This window comes from Flavobacterium sp. (assembly GCF_044369455.1).
GTDB lineage: Bacteria > Bacteroidota > Bacteroidia > Flavobacteriales > Flavobacteriaceae > Flavobacterium.
This window is the reverse complement of the sequence record NZ_JBIPLW010000002.1, coordinates 1-16578: the sequence shown is the minus strand read 5'-3', so window position 1 is coordinate 16578 and position 16578 is coordinate 1. Positions and strand designations below refer to the sequence as shown.

The 16578-nt window shown below is 34.1% G+C and carries 13 protein-coding genes; 9 read left to right on the top strand and 4 right to left on the bottom strand.

The window, feature by feature from the left end:
• Positions 1-4: 4 nt before the first annotated feature.
• From ACIQ2L_RS02195 to ACIQ2L_RS02175, 5 genes are all read left to right on the top strand, one after another.
• A complete protein-coding gene (locus ACIQ2L_RS02195) occupies positions 5-2014 on the top strand; it encodes a fumarate reductase/succinate dehydrogenase flavoprotein subunit (protein WP_396156002.1) in 2010 nt (669 codons plus the stop codon).
• Between the two features lie 7 nt (positions 2015-2021).
• Complete coding sequence (locus tag ACIQ2L_RS02190; RefSeq protein WP_396156000.1) at positions 2022-2786, top strand: succinate dehydrogenase/fumarate reductase iron-sulfur subunit; 765 nt, start codon at positions 2022-2024, stop codon at positions 2784-2786.
• 111 nt (positions 2787-2897) lie between these two features.
• Positions 2898-3737, top strand: a complete 840-nt coding sequence (locus ACIQ2L_RS02185; RefSeq protein WP_396155998.1) for an endonuclease/exonuclease/phosphatase family protein — start codon at positions 2898-2900, stop codon at positions 3735-3737.
• A gap of 37 nt (positions 3738-3774) precedes the next feature.
• Positions 3775-6609, top strand: coding sequence for a GH92 family glycosyl hydrolase (locus ACIQ2L_RS02180; RefSeq protein WP_396155996.1), 2835 nt, complete (start codon positions 3775-3777; stop codon positions 6607-6609).
• 43 nt (positions 6610-6652) lie between these two features.
• A complete protein-coding gene (locus ACIQ2L_RS02175; RefSeq protein WP_396155994.1) occupies positions 6653-7423 on the top strand; it encodes an amidohydrolase in 771 nt (256 codons plus the stop codon).
• Here the strand turns inward: ACIQ2L_RS02175 and ACIQ2L_RS02170 are convergent.
• On the bottom strand, positions 7420-9021 hold the full coding sequence (locus tag ACIQ2L_RS02170; RefSeq protein WP_396155992.1) for an Ig-like domain-containing protein: 1602 nt from the start codon (positions 9019-9021) through the stop codon (positions 7420-7422). The genes ACIQ2L_RS02175 and ACIQ2L_RS02170 overlap by 4 nt on opposite strands.
• 73 nt (positions 9022-9094) lie before the next feature.
• The gene (locus ACIQ2L_RS02165; RefSeq protein WP_396155990.1) at positions 9095-9778 is read right to left on the bottom strand and encodes a ComF family protein; all 684 of its coding nucleotides are present in this window, start codon (positions 9776-9778) and stop codon (positions 9095-9097) included.
• A 98-nt stretch (positions 9779-9876) separates the two neighbouring features.
• Here ACIQ2L_RS02165 and ACIQ2L_RS02160 point away from each other — a divergent pair, with 98 nt between their 5' ends.
• Positions 9877-11421 carry a glycine--tRNA ligase gene (locus tag ACIQ2L_RS02160; RefSeq protein WP_396155988.1) on the top strand — a complete coding sequence of 515 codons (1545 nt, stop codon included), beginning with the start codon at positions 9877-9879 and terminating at the stop codon, positions 11419-11421.
• A gap of 92 nt (positions 11422-11513) precedes the next feature.
• Here ACIQ2L_RS02160 and ACIQ2L_RS02155 read toward each other — a convergent pair whose 3' ends face one another.
• Positions 11514-12104, bottom strand: a complete 591-nt coding sequence (locus tag ACIQ2L_RS02155; protein WP_396155986.1) for a hypothetical protein — start codon at positions 12102-12104, stop codon at positions 11514-11516.
• A gap of 52 nt (positions 12105-12156) precedes the next feature.
• Positions 12157-12894 (bottom strand): DUF3575 domain-containing protein, encoded by a 738-nt coding sequence (locus ACIQ2L_RS02150; RefSeq protein WP_396155984.1) that lies wholly within the window; start codon positions 12892-12894, stop codon positions 12157-12159.
• A gap of 459 nt (positions 12895-13353) precedes the next feature.
• On the opposite strand from ACIQ2L_RS02150, the gene ACIQ2L_RS02145 reads away from it, so the two are divergent.
• The 3 genes from ACIQ2L_RS02145 (at position 13354) to ACIQ2L_RS02135 (ending at position 16131) form a co-directional block, all read left to right on the top strand.
• A complete protein-coding gene (locus ACIQ2L_RS02145) occupies positions 13354-14232 on the top strand; it encodes a LytR/AlgR family response regulator transcription factor (RefSeq protein ID WP_396155982.1) in 879 nt (292 codons plus the stop codon).
• 38 nt (positions 14233-14270) lie between these two features.
• Complete coding sequence (locus ACIQ2L_RS02140) at positions 14271-14927, top strand: response regulator (RefSeq protein ID WP_396155980.1); 657 nt, start codon at positions 14271-14273, stop codon at positions 14925-14927.
• A gap of 385 nt (positions 14928-15312) precedes the next feature.
• Positions 15313-16131 (top strand): hypothetical protein, encoded by an 819-nt coding sequence (locus tag ACIQ2L_RS02135; protein WP_396155978.1) that lies wholly within the window; start codon positions 15313-15315, stop codon positions 16129-16131.
• Positions 16132-16578 lie beyond the last annotated feature (447 nt).

Genomic DNA, 16578 nt, shown 5'->3' with positions numbered 1-16578 from the left:
ACAGATGAAACTAGATTCTAAAATACCAGAAGGTCCTATTTCAAAAAAATGGACAGATTATAAAGATCATTTAAAATTAGTTGCTCCAAACAATAGACCAAAAATAGACATTATTGTTGTTGGAACTGGATTAGCTGGCGCTTCTGCTGCAGCTTCTCTTGGCGAAATGGGTTATAATGTTAAAGCATTTTGTTTTCAAGATTCACCAAGAAGAGCGCACTCTATTGCGGCTCAAGGTGGAATTAATGCGGCAAAAAATTATCAAAACGATGGCGATAGTACTTATAGATTATTTTACGACACGATCAAAGGGGGCGATTATAGAGCGCGTGAAGCAAATGTGCATCGTTTAGCTGAAGTATCTTCTAATATTATTGACCAATGTGTGGCACAAGGCGTTCCTTTTGCAAGAGATTATGGTGGATTATTAGACAACCGTTCGTTTGGTGGAACTCAAGTTCAACGTACTTTTTATGCTGCAGGACAAACAGGACAACAGTTATTATTGGGCGCCTATTCTGCTTTATCAAGACAAATAGGTTTGGGTAGAGTTCAAATGTTTAACCGTCACGAAATGCTAGATTTGGTAAAAGTTGATGGGAAAGCGCGAGGAATTATTGCTCGTAACTTAGTTACTGGAGAATTAGAAAGACATTCGGCTCATGCCGTGGTTATAGCTTCTGGTGGTTACGGAAACGTATATTTCCTTTCTACCAATGCTATGGGAAGTAATGTAACGGCAGGTTGGAAAGTTCACAAAAGAGGCGCTTTGTTTGCTAATCCTTGTTTTGTTCAAATTCATCCAACGTGCATTCCTGTTCATGGCACCAACCAAGCTAAATTGACATTGATGTCAGAATCGCTTCGTAATTCTGGACGTATTTGGGTGCCAAAGAAAAAAGAAGATGCAGAAGCTATTCGTGCTGGAAAATTAAAACCTACTGACTTAAAAGAAGAAGATAGAGATTATTACTTAGAACGAAAATATCCTTCTTATGGAAATCTTGCTCCTCGAGATATTTCTTCGAGAGCTGCAAAAGAAGTATGTGATGCTGGCCATGGTATTGAAGCCAATGACACCAATGAAGGGGTTTATTTGGACTTTTCCTCTGAAATACAAACAAAAGGAAGACAGTCGGCTTATGCCAAAGGAAATCATAATCCAAGTCAGGAAGAAATAACGAAATTAGGAAAACAATGGTTGGAAGAAAAATATGGAAACCTTTTTGCGATGTATGAAAAAATTACTGACGAGAATCCATATGAAACGCCAATGAAAATTTATCCTGCTGTACATTACACCATGGGTGGTGTTTGGGTAGATTATAATTTACAATCCACTATTCCGGGTTGTTTTGTAGCTGGAGAAGCTAATTTTTCTGATCATGGCGCCAATAGATTGGGTGCATCTGCGTTAATGCAAGGTTTAGCCGATGGTTATTTTGTATTGCCTTATACCGTTTCTAATTATTTAGCAGACGAAATCAGAACAGGAAAAATTTCAACTGATACACCCGAATTTGCGGAAGCAGAAAATAATGTTAAAACAACAATTGATACATTCTTAAACAACAACGGTTCAAAAACAGTTGACCATTTCCACAAACGTTTGGGTTTAATTATGTGGAATAAAGTGGGGATGGGAAGAAATGAAAAGGGCTTGAAAGAAGCTATTGTAGAAATAGCAGCATTAAAAGAAGAATTCTATAAAGACGTATACGTTCCAGGAAGTTCAGATGAATTGAATCCAGAACTTGAAAAAGCACTTCGTGTTGCCGACTTTATCGATTTAGGTCACTTAATGGCAAAGGATGCTTTGCAACGTAATGAATCTTGTGGCGGACACTTCCGTGAAGAATATCAAGATTCTGAAGGAGAAACACTTCGCGATGATGAGAATTTTTCTTTTGTTAGTGCATGGGAATACATGGGCTATGATATCCAACAAGAAGTACTTCACAAAGAGGAATTGAAATACGAGTTTATTAAAATTGCAGCTAGAAACTATAAATAATTAGATTATGTCTTCAGCAAAAAACATCAATATAACCCTTAAAATTTGGCGTCAAAAAAATGCTAAAGCTAAAGGAAACATAGAAACGTATCATTTAAATAATGTTTCTACTGCGAGTTCATTTTTGGAAATGTTAGACCAATTAAATGAGCAATTAATCAATGATAAAATATCCCCAGTTGCTTTCGACCATGATTGTCGTGAAGGAATTTGCGGAATGTGTTCTTTGTACATAAACGGAAGAGCACATGGCCCAGAAACAGGAACAACCACTTGTCAATTGCACATGCGTAAATTTAATGATGGTGATACTATATTCATTGAGCCATGGCGAAGTAAAGCTTTTCCGGTGGTAAAAGATTTAGTAGTAGATCGTTCCGCTTTTGATAGAATTCAGCAAGCTGGAGGTTTTGTTTCTGTAAATACTTCAGGAAGAACCATCGATGCTAATGCTACTCCAATACCAAAAGAGGATGCTGATAAAGCCTTTATGGCTGCTGCCTGTATAGGTTGTGGTGCGTGTGTTGCCAGTTGTAAAAATGGTTCTGCTATGTTGTTTGTTGGCGCAAAAGTGTCTCAATACGCCTTATTACCACAAGGAAAAGTAGAAGCTACTGAACGTGTATTAAATATGGTACGGCAAATGGACGAGGAAGGATTCGGAAACTGCACCAATACCGGCGCTTGTGAAGTTGAATGTCCAAAAGGAATTTCTTTAGAAAATATTGCACGTATGAATAGAGAATATTTATCGGCTAGTTTAAAAGGATAATCCATTTTTTTAGAAAATACATTAAAACGTCTCGAAACGTCGGGACGTTTTTTTATACAATAAATTCAAAAGAATTACATTTACATAAATAATCCATAGATTTCAGTTGATATGAAAGATTTTCTCTTTTCATTAGTTGCAATTACAGTCTTTTGCGCAAATATTAGGGGGCAAAATTTAAAACTAATAACCTATAATATTCGATTTGACAATCCCAATGATGGCGAAAATGCATGGATAAATCGAAAAGAATTTCTTTGTGCACAATTGGCTTTTTATGAACCTGATATTTTCGGAATTCAAGAAGCTTTGGCCAATCAAGTTACTGATATTTCGAATGCATTACCTAAGTATGCTTTTGTTGGCATTGCTAGAGATGGCAACGGAAAAGGAGAATCGTCCAATATCTTTTTCAATAAAGAACGATTTGAATTACTGACAGAAAAAACCTTTTGGTTATCTGAAACTCCCGAAATTATTTCAAAAGGTTGGGATGCAGCACTCAATAGGATTTGTACTTACGTCCTATTAAAAGAAAAAAAAACAAAGCAATCCTTCTGGGTTTTCAACACTCATTTAGATCATCAAGGCGAAATAGCCAGAACCAAAGGAATAGAAGTAATTCTCTTAAAAATCAAAATGCTCAACACCAAAAATTATCCTGTCGTTTTATTAGGTGATTTCAATTCAGAACCTACAGAAGAACGAATTATCAATTTAAGGAAATTAATGATTGACAGTCAAGAGGTTTCTGAAGAGAAACCTTTTGGCCCATCCGGAACTTTTAATGGATTTAAACACAATGAAGCGGTGAATAAACGAATCGACTACATCTTTTTGTCCAAAGAAAAAAATCTAAAAGTTAATAAATATGCTGTTTTTAGCGATTCAAAAGATTTAAAATACCCTTCCGATCATTTGCCTGTTTATGTTGAAATATGTTTTTATTAAATGCATTTTATATCTTTGAAATAAACAAAACGACTCAATGAAAAAGTCACTTTCATTTCTATTTCTTTTCTTCTCTATTTTAGCTTTAAGCCAAAACTTCCATCAATATGTCAACCCTTTTATTGGAACTGGCGGTCATGGCCACACGTATCCTGGAGCAACAGTGCCTTTTGGAATGGCGCAATTGTCTCCCGACACTCGTATTGATGGAAGTTGGGACGGATGTTCGGGCTATCATTATTCGGATAACGTAATTTACGGTTTTTCACACACGCATTTAAACGGGACAGGTTGTTCCGATTACGGCGATATCATGCTGATGCCAACCATGGGTGTTACTACTCTTGATTCCAAGATTTATTCTTCCAGTTTTAAACATGAAAATGAAATAGCCACTGCAGGATTTTATGCTGTTCATTTAGATAAATTTAATATTGATGTTCGATTAACAACTTCTACTCGTGTGGGTTTTCATGAATATACGTTTCAAGAAGAAGGTTATCCTCATATCATGTTAGATTTGAATCATCGTGATAAGTTGTTAAACAAAGACTATCGAATCATAAACGAAACAACAATTGAAATATATCGACAAAGTGAAGCTTGGGCAAAAAATCAACAAGTTTGGGCTAGAATTGAATTTAATCAACCAATGATTTTTGATTTTTACAATAATTCTATGCAAGATGGATTTATTATTTATCCAAAAAAAGGTAAAGTCAAAAAAGGAGAAAAGATTTTAGTTAAAGTATCTCTTTCGCCAACAGGTTTTGAAGGCGCAAAATTAAACAGTTCCGAAATCAAACACTGGGATTTTAATAAAGTAAAAAAACAAGCAGAACAACTTTGGGATAACCAACTTTCTAAAATTCAAATTACTGAAACCAATAAAGAAACTCGAGGCGAAGCCGAACAGAGCGAAGCTAAGTTAGTTATTTTCTACACTGCTTTATACCACACCATGGTGCAGCCCAATATTGCTCAAGACATTGATGGAAAATACCGCGGTCGCGACAATAAAATTCACCAAGCTGAAGGTTTTGATTATTATTCTGTTTTCTCACTTTGGGATACGTTTAGAGCAGCGCATCCTTTATATACTTTGATTGAAAAGAAACGCACCGCCGATTTTATCAATACGTTTTTAAAACAATACGAACAAGGCGGTCGATTGCCCGTTTGGGAATTGGCTTCTAACGAGACCGATTGCATGATTGGGTATCATTCGGTTTCGGTGATGGCAGATGCTATGGCAAAAGGCATTACCGGGTTTGATTATGAGAAAGCATTTGAAGCGGCCAAACATTCTGCTATGCTAGACCATTTAGGTTTACATGCCTACAAAAGACAGGGTTTTATTTCTATGGATGACGAACACGAGAGCGTTTCCAAAACCTTAGAATATGCTTACGACGATTGGTGTATTGCGCAAATGGCTCAAATTTTAAACAAAAAAGAAGAGTACGATTATTTCATGCAACGTTCTCAAAGTTGGAAAAATGTCTTTGACTGGAATACCGGTTTTATGCGACCAAAGAAAAATGGCGGTTGGGATAAACCATTCGACCCACGCGAAATCAATAATAATTTTACCGAAGGGAATTCGTGGCAATATTCCTTTTTTGTGCCACAAGATATTACTGGAATGATTGCTGCGTATGGCGGAAACGATAAATTTGAAGCCAAACTAGATGAAATGTTCAACTCCGAAAGCAAAACTACAGGAAGAGAACAAGTAGATGTTACCGGATTAATTGGTCAATATGCGCATGGAAATGAACCCAGTCATCACATGGCGTATTTGTACAACTACATTGGAAAACCCGAAAAAACAACCGAAAAAGTGCATTATATTTTAAATAATTTCTACAAAAACACACCCGACGGATTAATAGGCAACGAAGATTGCGGACAAATGAGCGCATGGTATGTGTTGAGTTCGATGGGAATTTATCAAGTTACTCCAGGTGAAATCGGCTGGAGTACAACGATTCCATTTTATGATAAAATAAAGGTAAATTTTGAAAGCAAACAATCCAAAATTATTTTAAAAAAATCAGAAGCAATAGATTTGGTTTATTTTGATGAAGATTCAGACGATGAAACAGTTGCAGTAGTTGGAATCTTAGAATCGAATATAAAAAATATTGTGCCAGTTCCAGTAATTCAATCAGAAAGCAAATCCTTTAAAGATAAAATGATGATAGAAATTACTTCTCAAAATCCAGGCGATGCCATTTTCTATATCGTTTTTGAAAATGATACAGATTATTCCACCATAAAGAGCACTTATATTCCTTATACAAAACCATTTTATATTGAAGCTTCTTCCATGATACAAGCTTATATTAAAAACAGTACTGAGCAAAGTCAAACCATCTCCGCAAACTTCTTCAAAAAACCAAACAATTTCACCATCGATATCAAATCAACCTATAATCCGCAATATCACGCTGGTGGAAAAGAAGGTTTGATTGATGGGATTTTTGGTACTGAAAACTGGCGAAAAGGCGATTGGCAAGGGTATCAAAGTCAGGATTTTGAAGCGATTGTCGATTTGCAGGAAACAAAAACTATTTCTGAATTCCATTCTAATTATTTGCAAGACCAACGTTCCTGGATTTTTATGCCAACAAAAGTGGAATATTACACTTCAATTGATAATGTAAATTTTACGTTGGTTGGTTCAGTTACTAATGACGTCAATCCAAAGCAAGAAGAAAACAGTATTAAAGATTTCAGCTTCACTTCAAAACCCATAAATGCTCGATATATAAAAGTCAAAGCATACAACTACGGGAAACTACCCGAATGGCATCAAGGTTTTGGTGGCGATGCTTTTATTTTTATCGATGAAATAACTATTAAGTAATAAAGAGTATCGAAAAAAAGATACTGAAACAAGTTCAGCATATATGAAAATAGCCCTAATACAAACATCCCTAATTTGGGAAAACCCAATAGAAAACCGAAGCCATTTGGCACAAAAAATTACTGGTTTTATGGAAGACGTCGATTTGATTGTGCTTCCCGAAATGTTTTCATCGGGTTTTACGATGAACACAAAAGCAGTGGCAGAAACCATGCAAGGTGAAACGATTGCTTGGCTTCAACATCTGGCGAAAGCCAAAAACTGCGCCATCACAGGCAGTTTAGTAATAGAAGAAAACGGAAATTACTACAATCGTTTGGTGTTCGTTTTTCCAACGGGAGAAATAAAAACCTATGACAAAAGGCATTTGTTTTCATTGGCTGGAGAAAATGAATGCTATACTGCCGGAAAAGATAAATTGGTTCTAGAATATAAAGGCTATAAAATTTGCCCACTCATTTGTTATGATTTACGTTTCCCCGTTTTTTCCAGAAATGTAGAGAATTATGACGTGTTACTTTATGTTGCCAATTGGCCAAAACCTCGCGTGAATGCTTGGGATATTTTATTAAAGGCACGTGCGGTAGAGAATATGTGTTATACCATTGGAGTAAACCGCATTGGGAAAGACCATAACCGTCATGAGTATGTTGGGCATACTCAAGTGATTGATTTTATGGGTGAATATGTTTTAGAACCACAAGAAGCGGATGCTGTTTTTATAGTAGAATTAGATAAGGTAAAACTACTAGAAACTAGAAAAAAATTAGCTTTTCTAAAAGATAAGGACGATTTTGAAATCCAAAATACCTAATTTTTAATTCCTAAATCAAATAGTTGTTCCCAATCCCAATTGGAGGGAATTTTAATGTCTTTTGAAAAATAAATTACCTCTTCGGATTGCCGTTTTTCTAAATAACTCCCAGTATCCCATATTTTGTTTTTATTGTCGTCATAAATAACCCTTAAGGTATACGTAGCAGGTTCAATAGCGTCAAAGTTAATGGTAGTATTTTTTTCAGTGTATTCGGTATATTTGACTTTCCCATCTTTATCAGTAAGCTGAACAATCAAAGGAAACCGTTTTACATTTTCTAAAACCACTTTCATATTACCATAGTCGGATAGGTTTTTAGTTCCGATACTGTAGGTTAACGTATCGTTTTTATTATCGAAAAAATCAGTCAACGTACCTGGAAACAATTTAATTTTATACTTTTGTAATTCTTCCTTTTTAAAATCTAAGTAGAATTTTTGTTCAAATTCATCATAGTCAGTAGTGAAATCAATAGCAAGAGAGTCCTTGTTTTTGATGCTTATTTTTGATTTGTCAAATTGTATCAAAGGAGTCGAACTATTCAACGTAAATCGTTCACGCAACGGAAGTGTACCACTAAACTCGGCACTTATACTTAGCGTATCTGGCTTTTGTTTTTTTAGTTTAACAGTAAAATCCTTTAAGAACGTTTCCTTTTCAATTCGAACTTGTAACGAGTCTGTTTTTATAGGTTTAAACCAAATGTGTACCGAATCTTTTTTCGGAAATTGCGTTACCACATTTGGAAGGATTTCAGAACCGTTTTTTACTGTAACTTTTATTCCTTTTGGACTGCCTTCATAACCCATTAACATTTTGTTGTCCGATGCTTGAGTAGGTTTAAAAGCCGTAAAAGGAAGCTTTTCTTTAAACAACTCGACTTCAAAAATTGTATCGTTCGGAATGGTAATGAATTGTTTTTGAAAACCGATTTTATCTGCTTTGGGGTTAAATTTATTATTCCCGTTGTCTTTCAAAGCAATTAAAATATATTTTCCAGCTTTGATATTTTCTAAGGTAACTACTTTCAAACTATCCAAAGTATTGGTAATATATCGTGGTGATTCTTTGTATATAGTAGAGTCGTTAAACTTTTCATTAATTTCATATAACATCACCGAAACAAAATTATCCACTTTTTTTTCTAAGGCATCTTTTATTGTAACATTCAATTTCAAGGAATCGATATACGCTCCAGTTGAAAATATATATTTGAATTGCGGATACGGATTTGCCTCGTTGTTATCTTCAATACTTTGTCCAAAATTAAAACTATACGTAGTGTTGGGAAGAAGCGTGTCTTTTAGTTTAATGGTAATTACTTTACTAGCATTATAAGGCAGAATTTCAGGCTGATTTTTCATCGGTGGAGAAATAATCAACTGTTTGTTTACGTTTTTCAACTTTACATACTCATCAAAAACTAATTTGATTTCTTTACCATTAAAGTTTACAGAACCATTTTTAGGGAAACTCGACTTTAAAATAGGTGCAATAGTGTCTTTTAATCCGCCAGTAATGTTACCTCGCTTAGCACAACTTGACAGGATGACTATTGCTAGTAAACACATTAACTTGAAAATAGATTTTGACATACGGCTGTTTTTCAAAGCACAAAATAACAATTATATTCAGTGTGAATGAAATGTTTTTTGGGAAACTTAACAATTAGTTATGTGACATCGCCATACAGACAATACTAATTTTAGCGTTCGGAATTTTTAGCAAAGCACGACTACAAGCTTCAAGCGTAGAACCTGTCGTGAGCACATCGTCAATAAGCAGAAAATGTTTGTTGTGATGATTTTCTGCAAAGTCAACATCAAAAACGGTTGAAATAACATCGGCTCTGCCCAAAAGATCTTTTTTGGTTTGTGTTTTAGTATATAACTTTCGGTATAAAAGTTGGTCATCATAAGGAATTTCAAGTTTTGATGATAACGTCTTTCCAAATCCTTCTACCTGATTATAGCCACGTTCTTTTAATCTTTTTTTATGTAACGGAACAGGAATGATGTAATCGATGTTTTTTAATATTTCTACGTCTTTTAATTCTTCGCTATACCAATTCCCAATGACTTCCCCAATTTCCTCGTGTCCTTTATACTTTAGTTTGTGCATCATTTCTTGAACAATGCCTTTTTTATGAAAATAAAACAGAGCTGAACCATATTCTAGTGGAATTCTACCATAAAATTTTTGAAAGATTTCATTCTCCTCAATTTTATGATGATTTGTCAACGGAATCTCATGCCTGCATTGGGTGCAAATGACTTTTTCATTGCTCAATAAAAAAGATTCACAACCGGCACACGACTTAGGAAAGAATAAATTTAACAGATGCTTCCACATAATAAAAATAATTTTCTTACATAAAAGTATAAAATATTTCTATTCTAATTGATTATTACCGCTTTTTTTATAATTGCTTTTTATATTTTTGCACCACTATGGCAAAACAAGAAGATTTATTTAAGAACGTAGTTTCGCATGCAAAAGAGTACGGATTTATTTTTCCGTCAAGCGAAATTTACGATGGGTTGAGCGCTGTTTATGATTATGCGCAAAACGGAGTAGAATTAAAGAAAAACATCAGAGAATATTGGTGGAAAGCCATGGTGCAAATGCACGAAAACATTGTTGGGCTCGATGCCGCAATCTTGATGCATCCCACCACCTGGAAAGCTTCTGGACACGTTGATGCGTTTAACGATCCATTGATAGACAACAAAGACTCTAAAAAAAGATACCGCGCTGATGTTTTAATTGAGGATTATGCCGAAAAATTAAACCTAAAAGCCAAAAAAGAAATCGAAAAAGCAAAAGAACGTTTTGGCGACTCTTTTGACGAAGAACAATACAAAACCACCAACCCACGTGTGATGGAATACCTTTCGAAAGAAAGAGAGATTCTAGAACGAATGGGACGTTCATTGGGCGCTGGCGATTTGGAAGATGTAAAAGCATTAATAGAAGAACTAGAAATTGCAGATCCAGAAACGGGTTCCAGAAACTGGACCGAAGTGCGTCAATTTAATTTGATGTTTGGCACAAAACTCGGTGCCTCTGCCGATACCGCCATGGATTTATACTTGCGTCCAGAAACCGCACAAGGTATTTTTGTCAATTTCCTCAACGTTCAAAAAACAGGCAGAATGAAAATTCCTTTTGGAATTGCACAAACTGGAAAAGCGTTTCGTAACGAAATCGTAGCACGCCAATTCATTTTCCGCATGCGCGAATTTGAGCAAATGGAGATGCAATTTTTTGTAAAACCGGGCGAAGAAATGAAATGGTACGACTACTGGAAAGAAACAAGATTAAAATGGCATCTGTCATTAGGTTTAGGCAAACAAAACTACCGTTTCCACGACCACGAAAAATTAGCCCATTATGCCAATGCGGCTGCCGATATTGAATTTAATTTCCCTTTTGGTTTCAAAGAATTGGAAGGAATTCACTCGAGAACCGATTTCGATTTGAAAGCACACGAACAGTATTCAGGCAAAAAATTACAATATTTTGATACCGAAACCAATGCGAACTATGTTCCTTACGTAGTGGAAACATCGGTTGGTTTGGATAGAATGTTCTTAGCGGTTTTTGCCACAGCGTTACAAGAGGAAACTTTGGAAGATGGTTCAACGAGAACGGTTTTGAGATTGCCTTCCGTTTTAGCACCAACAAAAGCGGCCGTTTTTCCTTTAATTAAAAGAGACGGATTGCCTGAAGCAGCCCAAAAAATAATCGATGACTTGAAATGGGATTTCAATGTAGCGTATGACGAAAAAGATGCCGTCGGAAGGCGTTACCGCAGACAAGATGCACTGGGAACACCTTTCTGTATTACGGTTGACCACCAAACTTTGGAAGATGAAACAGTAACTATCCGCCATAGAGACTCTATGAAACAAGACCGCGTAAAAATTACCGAACTTAGCGACATAATAACTTCTGAAGTTTCAGTTAAAAATTGGTTAATGCGAACTTTGTAACGTTTCTTAATTCTTTAACAATAAAAACGGGTACTAAAAATTTAGTCCCGTTTTTTTATAAAACTGATGTAACCAAACACAAATGCTTTTCTTTAGAAACCTGATGTAAAAACAACAATTAATAAAGTCGCTACTACTAACCAAGTGCCAGAACCAATAGCATAATTAGTCCATACTTTATCCTGCTTAATCTTTTTAGCTTTAGTAGTATACCCATTCACATACTCGGGATTACCCAAAAAAGTTTTGTTCGGATAATCTAAATTTATTTCTTTCGGAGGTGTTGAAGAAGTCACTATAGCAGGAACAAGACCTAAAAAAGGTGAAAAAAGACTAGTAATCAACGTGCCAGTACTAGCGGCTTTATATTCTTTATAATATTGTAAAGCATCTGATTGTCCTTGAGCAAAAGGATTGTCATTTAAAAAAATATCCCTTCCGATTTTTTCATCACCAGCAAAAATATCTTTAGTCCCGTTCTCATAGCGAATGAGTAAAACCTCCGATTTCAATATCGTGAAAATAGGACCGTTTAAATCATCAAATTTTTTATACTTTATTTCTGTAATATCTACTTCAAGAATTTTAGCCGAAATATCTTCGCCGTTCTTTTTAGTCAATAAGTCTTGTGCAAAACCTATGCTTGAAAACAAAAACAACATAAAAACAATACTCTTTTTCATACACCTTGATTTCTTTTTTCAATTATAAAAAAATGCTTTAAGGAACATCATTTTAAAATCGGTAACCAATACTAACGCCACCTCTTCCAATTATAGTAAAATCGCGATCAAATTGGCTATTAAATAAATTGCGCCCAATACCAGCATTCAATTCTAAAACCAATCCTTTCTTAGTTACCCATTTTCCACCAAGACCTACACCTATAGCAAAATCGGTCAAGTTTTTTCTTTCGTAGCCATAGTTAAAATTGTCATCATAAACATAATCGTCAACACTATTTAACATACCAAATGCTTCACCAAAAAATCCGGCAGCAGGTTTTTCTCCAAAATAATAACGATAATATGCAGTTGCCGTATAATTAATATCAAAAACATAATTATTAGCGGGTACATTAAGTGCAAAACCAACAGCCGACTCCTCATTTAAAATGCGCTCATAAGTAACCGCTAAACTCCCTAAAATCAAGGCCAATGCATTTCCTTTTATTTCATTTTTTTTAAAGGAAATAGGGTTTTCAATAACAGATTCCGGCTGCGACGATACCTTTTGTGGTTCATTAAAAACATCTTTAGTTCCGTTTTCATAGCGAATTAATAAGACCTCCGATTTTAAAATCGTAAAAGTAGGGCCATTTGGATTTTCAGATTTCTTATACTTTATTTCTGTAGTGTTTACTTCGAGAACTTTAGCCAAAATATCTTCGCCGTTTTTTTTTGTGAGTACGTCTTGAGCAAAACCTACACTTGAATAAAGAAACAAGGACAAAAGAATAATAATTTTTTTCATTACAATATTTTTTTTCAAATATAATGCAAAATATAGCACTTGAAAAAACTCAGGTTTATTTAACATTAACCCGTTCCGTGTAATTAGTTTTTAATGATAATTTTTCGTCAGTTCGAGTGATTTTCGATAGAAAATCGTATCGAGAACAAGAAAAATTTCATTAAAAACGGTTCTCGATACATTTTTTGTTCCGTTTCTCTGCACAAAAAACACTCGAACTGACGTTTTTAATAATTACACCCAACGGGTTAACATTAATAAATTAGGATGTTAGTTTTTTGTAAGTATGTACTTAAATTAAAAAGCACATATTAACAGTATTGCCATATCTGTCAACATTTTTAATAAATTAAAATAACATCTTCTATTTTCGTCAGAACGAAAAACACAAAAAAGTTTCCCCAAAACTACCTTTTATTCAATTTGGTAATGCTTTCCCTAAATCAATGGAAAAGCGAGATGAGCCAAACTTTTATTATTATTGATGACAGTCAGGACGATGTCGAGAAAACTCAGGCCATTGCGGAGCGTTTTCGTAATTTATCGTATTTGGCATCCGCCAATAATTATGATGATGGCGTAAATCTGATTCTTGAACATCAGCCACATCTTGTTTTTCTAGAAATAGATCCATCGGATAAAAAAAGTAAACTTTCTTTGTCCTTCATAAATGAATTGTATCGCTATTTGCCTGTAGTTCCAAAAATCATCATTACTTCCAGCAAAAAAGACTTGGCTTATGACGCTCTAAAATATGAAGTCATTGATTATCTATTAAAACCATTAGATATTAATGATTTCAGGAAAGCCATTCTGAAATTTGACAGAGCCATAAAATCAAACTTGCCTCATGTAGAAGCCAAAAATCCTGCAGCTACTTTTGAAGTTTTGGACGAAACGTTGGTTGAAGAATTAGAAACAGAAAACGATGTGCAACTAAATACTATCCCAACTTCTGAAAAACCTATTGTATTTCAAAAAGACCAATCGCTTATCATTTGTGTAAAATCGTATGGAGATTACCGTTATATAGAGTCACAAGATGTACTCTATTTTGAAGCCGATAACAACTCAACCGATATTCATTTAAATAATGGTGAAATGATTACTGCATTTAAAACGCTGAAACATTTCGAAACGGTTTTACCTTCACACCAGTTCCTTAGAATTCACAACAGTTATATTATTAATGTAAACCAAGTTTCCCGAATTCATACTGGGAATACCGTTTGCTATATCAAGAACTCGACCACCAAACTTCCGTTTTCAAAATCCTATAAAGAGAACGTCGATTTAATCATTAGCCGAATCGCTGCCGGAAATTATTTGGAGATTTAGAAGAAAAATAATACATTTACTTTTGCTAAAACTACAGTATGGAAGTAAATGTATTAATGGTTGACGATCATCCACCAATTATCGAGGGTTACAAATCAATTTTATCTTTAAATAACCAAGGATATAAATTAATTACAACGACAGCGTATAGCTGCGAATCAGCCTATAATACTATTACTTCAGCAAATCATTCTTTTGATATTGTATTTTTAGATGTAACCTTACCACCGTTTAAAGAGAAAAACATTCATTCAGGAGAAGATTTAATTCCGGTTGTAAAAAAGTATCATCCTAAATCAAAAATTATAGTGCTTACATCTCATTCAGAATCCATAGTACTCTACAAACTAATGCAAGAACACAATCCGCAAGGCTTTTTGATTAAAAGTGACTTTCAATCTGAAGAATTTATTGCGGCATTTGATACTATATTAAAAGGAGGAATTTATTATAGTGCAACGGTGGTCTTTCATCAAAAGAATTGGGAAGAGAAGAATAAAGTGATGGATAATTATAATCGTCAAATTCTGTTATTGCTGTCTCAAGGTGTAAAAACGAAAAGCATTCCTGATTTGCTCAATCTGTCTATAAGTGCTATCAATAAGAGAAAAGCGATTCTCAAACAAATTTTCGGTATTGACAAAGGCACCGATGAAGACATACTTAAAGAAGCCCGAAAACAAGGGTATCTATAAAATTTAAATTTTATAAAAATGTACACTTTTTGTGTACCAAAAAGTCATTTTAACCTCTTAATTTTACACTATCAAAATCAAACTAATAGTAATTTAACTTCGTTATTAGGTAGTGTAAAGTGGCTGACCACCACAAAAGTGACACGATACAAAAGATGCTTTTCTAGTTTTTTGTTGGTATTATCCTTAGTAAGATGTTCTCGATACATCCGCCGCGGCGGAAACTCGAACTGACGCTAAAATGAGAATTAGAAACTACTGTTTATTTTAGAGGTTTGTTATTAAATAGCTGAACGACCAAACCAACCAAAAAAAACAGCCCAACTTTAAAATGTTTTCGACGACACAAAGCTGGACTGCAATAATTAAAATTATTTACAAAATTATGAAAAATTTATTATTCGGCTTAATGGCCACAATATTATTTGCAGATTCAGGAATTGCAAACAACAATAAAGATTTTATAAAAGCTGACAATGAAATCGATGACAACTTTTGTAGACCAAAAAATGGATGGTATTATGCAGGTGTAGATGCAGGTGGTGCATGGGCATGGGGTTCAGCGGGATCGGCATTAGGACCATTAGGAACTGCAGCTGGCGCTGTTCTTGGAGGTCTTTGCACTACCACTTGGGCTTTTCATTGGGAAAATAGATCTGCGTCAATACCTGTTAATCATCCTAAAGATGAGTTCGTTAATTCATATAAAAGTGAGTTTGAAAGATGTGGTTATTTACATAATAAATTCTGTGAAGAATTTATTAATATTAATCAGGCAACATACAAATCAACAAAAGAATTTATGGATGAATTTTATAATCCTTTATGTATAATGGTTTCTAAAGAGTATGACATAGATATCAATAAGTTGAAAAAAGCTTTCCCTAAAGAATTGTTAATTGAAAATCTTAATAATTATACAGAATTATCTTCTATTGAAAATGATTATAAAGTGATTATTAAAATGGGTGAAATTGTTAAAGCAAAAACTAATAGCACGGAATATAGCAATTATTATTTAACTGTTATGCAAGCACTTTACGAGTTATCAAATAATACAAACTTTAACATTGAAGAGTTTATAAAAAATGAAATAAACAATGTTGATACTTCAAAATCTTTCAGTGAAGAAGAAAAAATAATGTTGAAAAACTCACTAAATGTTATGAAATATTCATTTGCATTATGGACAAGTAACCAATAATCTAAAAATATGAAATTTTTACCTCTTCTATTATTCTCAGTCCTATTTATAGTTTATACTTTCAAACTTTCACGGTTTTATTACCAGAATCGAAAAATAAATTACAACTATTTTTTTGGAGTAATTATAATGGCAATTAGTATTGGAATTATATTATACTTTCAATTTTTCTAATATGATTAGATATTGCTCTATTTATATTGATTTTTATTAATAAGTATAAGTAGGGCAATATTAATTTTTAAGAGGTTAACTTTAATAAATTAAAATGAAATTTTATTTATTTTTAGTTTTAATGATAATGCCTGTTTTAGGCAAAGCCCAATCCGATCTTGAAAATGTTCTAAAAGGAGGCGAACTGCTCTTAAGTGGTTTGTCTATTCTAAAGGTTTCAAAATCAGATGGAAAAGCAGACAGCAAAGTAATTGAAAGCATGTGCGTTAAAAA

Bases quoted from the DNA above. Each gene is read 5' to 3' on its own strand.
- ACIQ2L_RS02195 (WP_396156002.1), top strand. From the start codon at position 5: ATGAAACTAGATTCTAAAATACCAGAAGGTCCTATTTCAAAAAAATGG.
- ACIQ2L_RS02190 (WP_396156000.1), top strand. From the start codon at position 2,022: ATGTCTTCAGCAAAAAACATCAATATAACCCTTAAAATTTGGCGTCAA.
- ACIQ2L_RS02185 (WP_396155998.1), top strand. From the start codon at position 2,898: ATGAAAGATTTTCTCTTTTCATTAGTTGCAATTACAGTCTTTTGCGCA.
- ACIQ2L_RS02180 (WP_396155996.1), top strand. From the start codon at position 3,775: ATGAAAAAGTCACTTTCATTTCTATTTCTTTTCTTCTCTATTTTAGCT.
- ACIQ2L_RS02175 (WP_396155994.1), top strand. From the start codon at position 6,653: ATGAAAATAGCCCTAATACAAACATCCCTAATTTGGGAAAACCCAATA.
- ACIQ2L_RS02170 (WP_396155992.1), bottom strand. From the start codon at position 9,021: ATGTCAAAATCTATTTTCAAGTTAATGTGTTTACTAGCAATAGTCATC.
- ACIQ2L_RS02165 (WP_396155990.1), bottom strand. From the start codon at position 9,778: ATGTGGAAGCATCTGTTAAATTTATTCTTTCCTAAGTCGTGTGCCGGT.
- ACIQ2L_RS02160 (WP_396155988.1), top strand. From the start codon at position 9,877: ATGGCAAAACAAGAAGATTTATTTAAGAACGTAGTTTCGCATGCAAAA.
- ACIQ2L_RS02155 (WP_396155986.1), bottom strand. From the start codon at position 12,104: ATGAAAAAGAGTATTGTTTTTATGTTGTTTTTGTTTTCAAGCATAGGT.
- ACIQ2L_RS02150 (WP_396155984.1), bottom strand. From the start codon at position 12,894: ATGAAAAAAATTATTATTCTTTTGTCCTTGTTTCTTTATTCAAGTGTA.
- ACIQ2L_RS02145 (WP_396155982.1), top strand. From the start codon at position 13,354: ATGAGCCAAACTTTTATTATTATTGATGACAGTCAGGACGATGTCGAG.
- ACIQ2L_RS02140 (WP_396155980.1), top strand. From the start codon at position 14,271: ATGGAAGTAAATGTATTAATGGTTGACGATCATCCACCAATTATCGAG.
- ACIQ2L_RS02135 (WP_396155978.1), top strand. From the start codon at position 15,313: ATGAAAAATTTATTATTCGGCTTAATGGCCACAATATTATTTGCAGAT.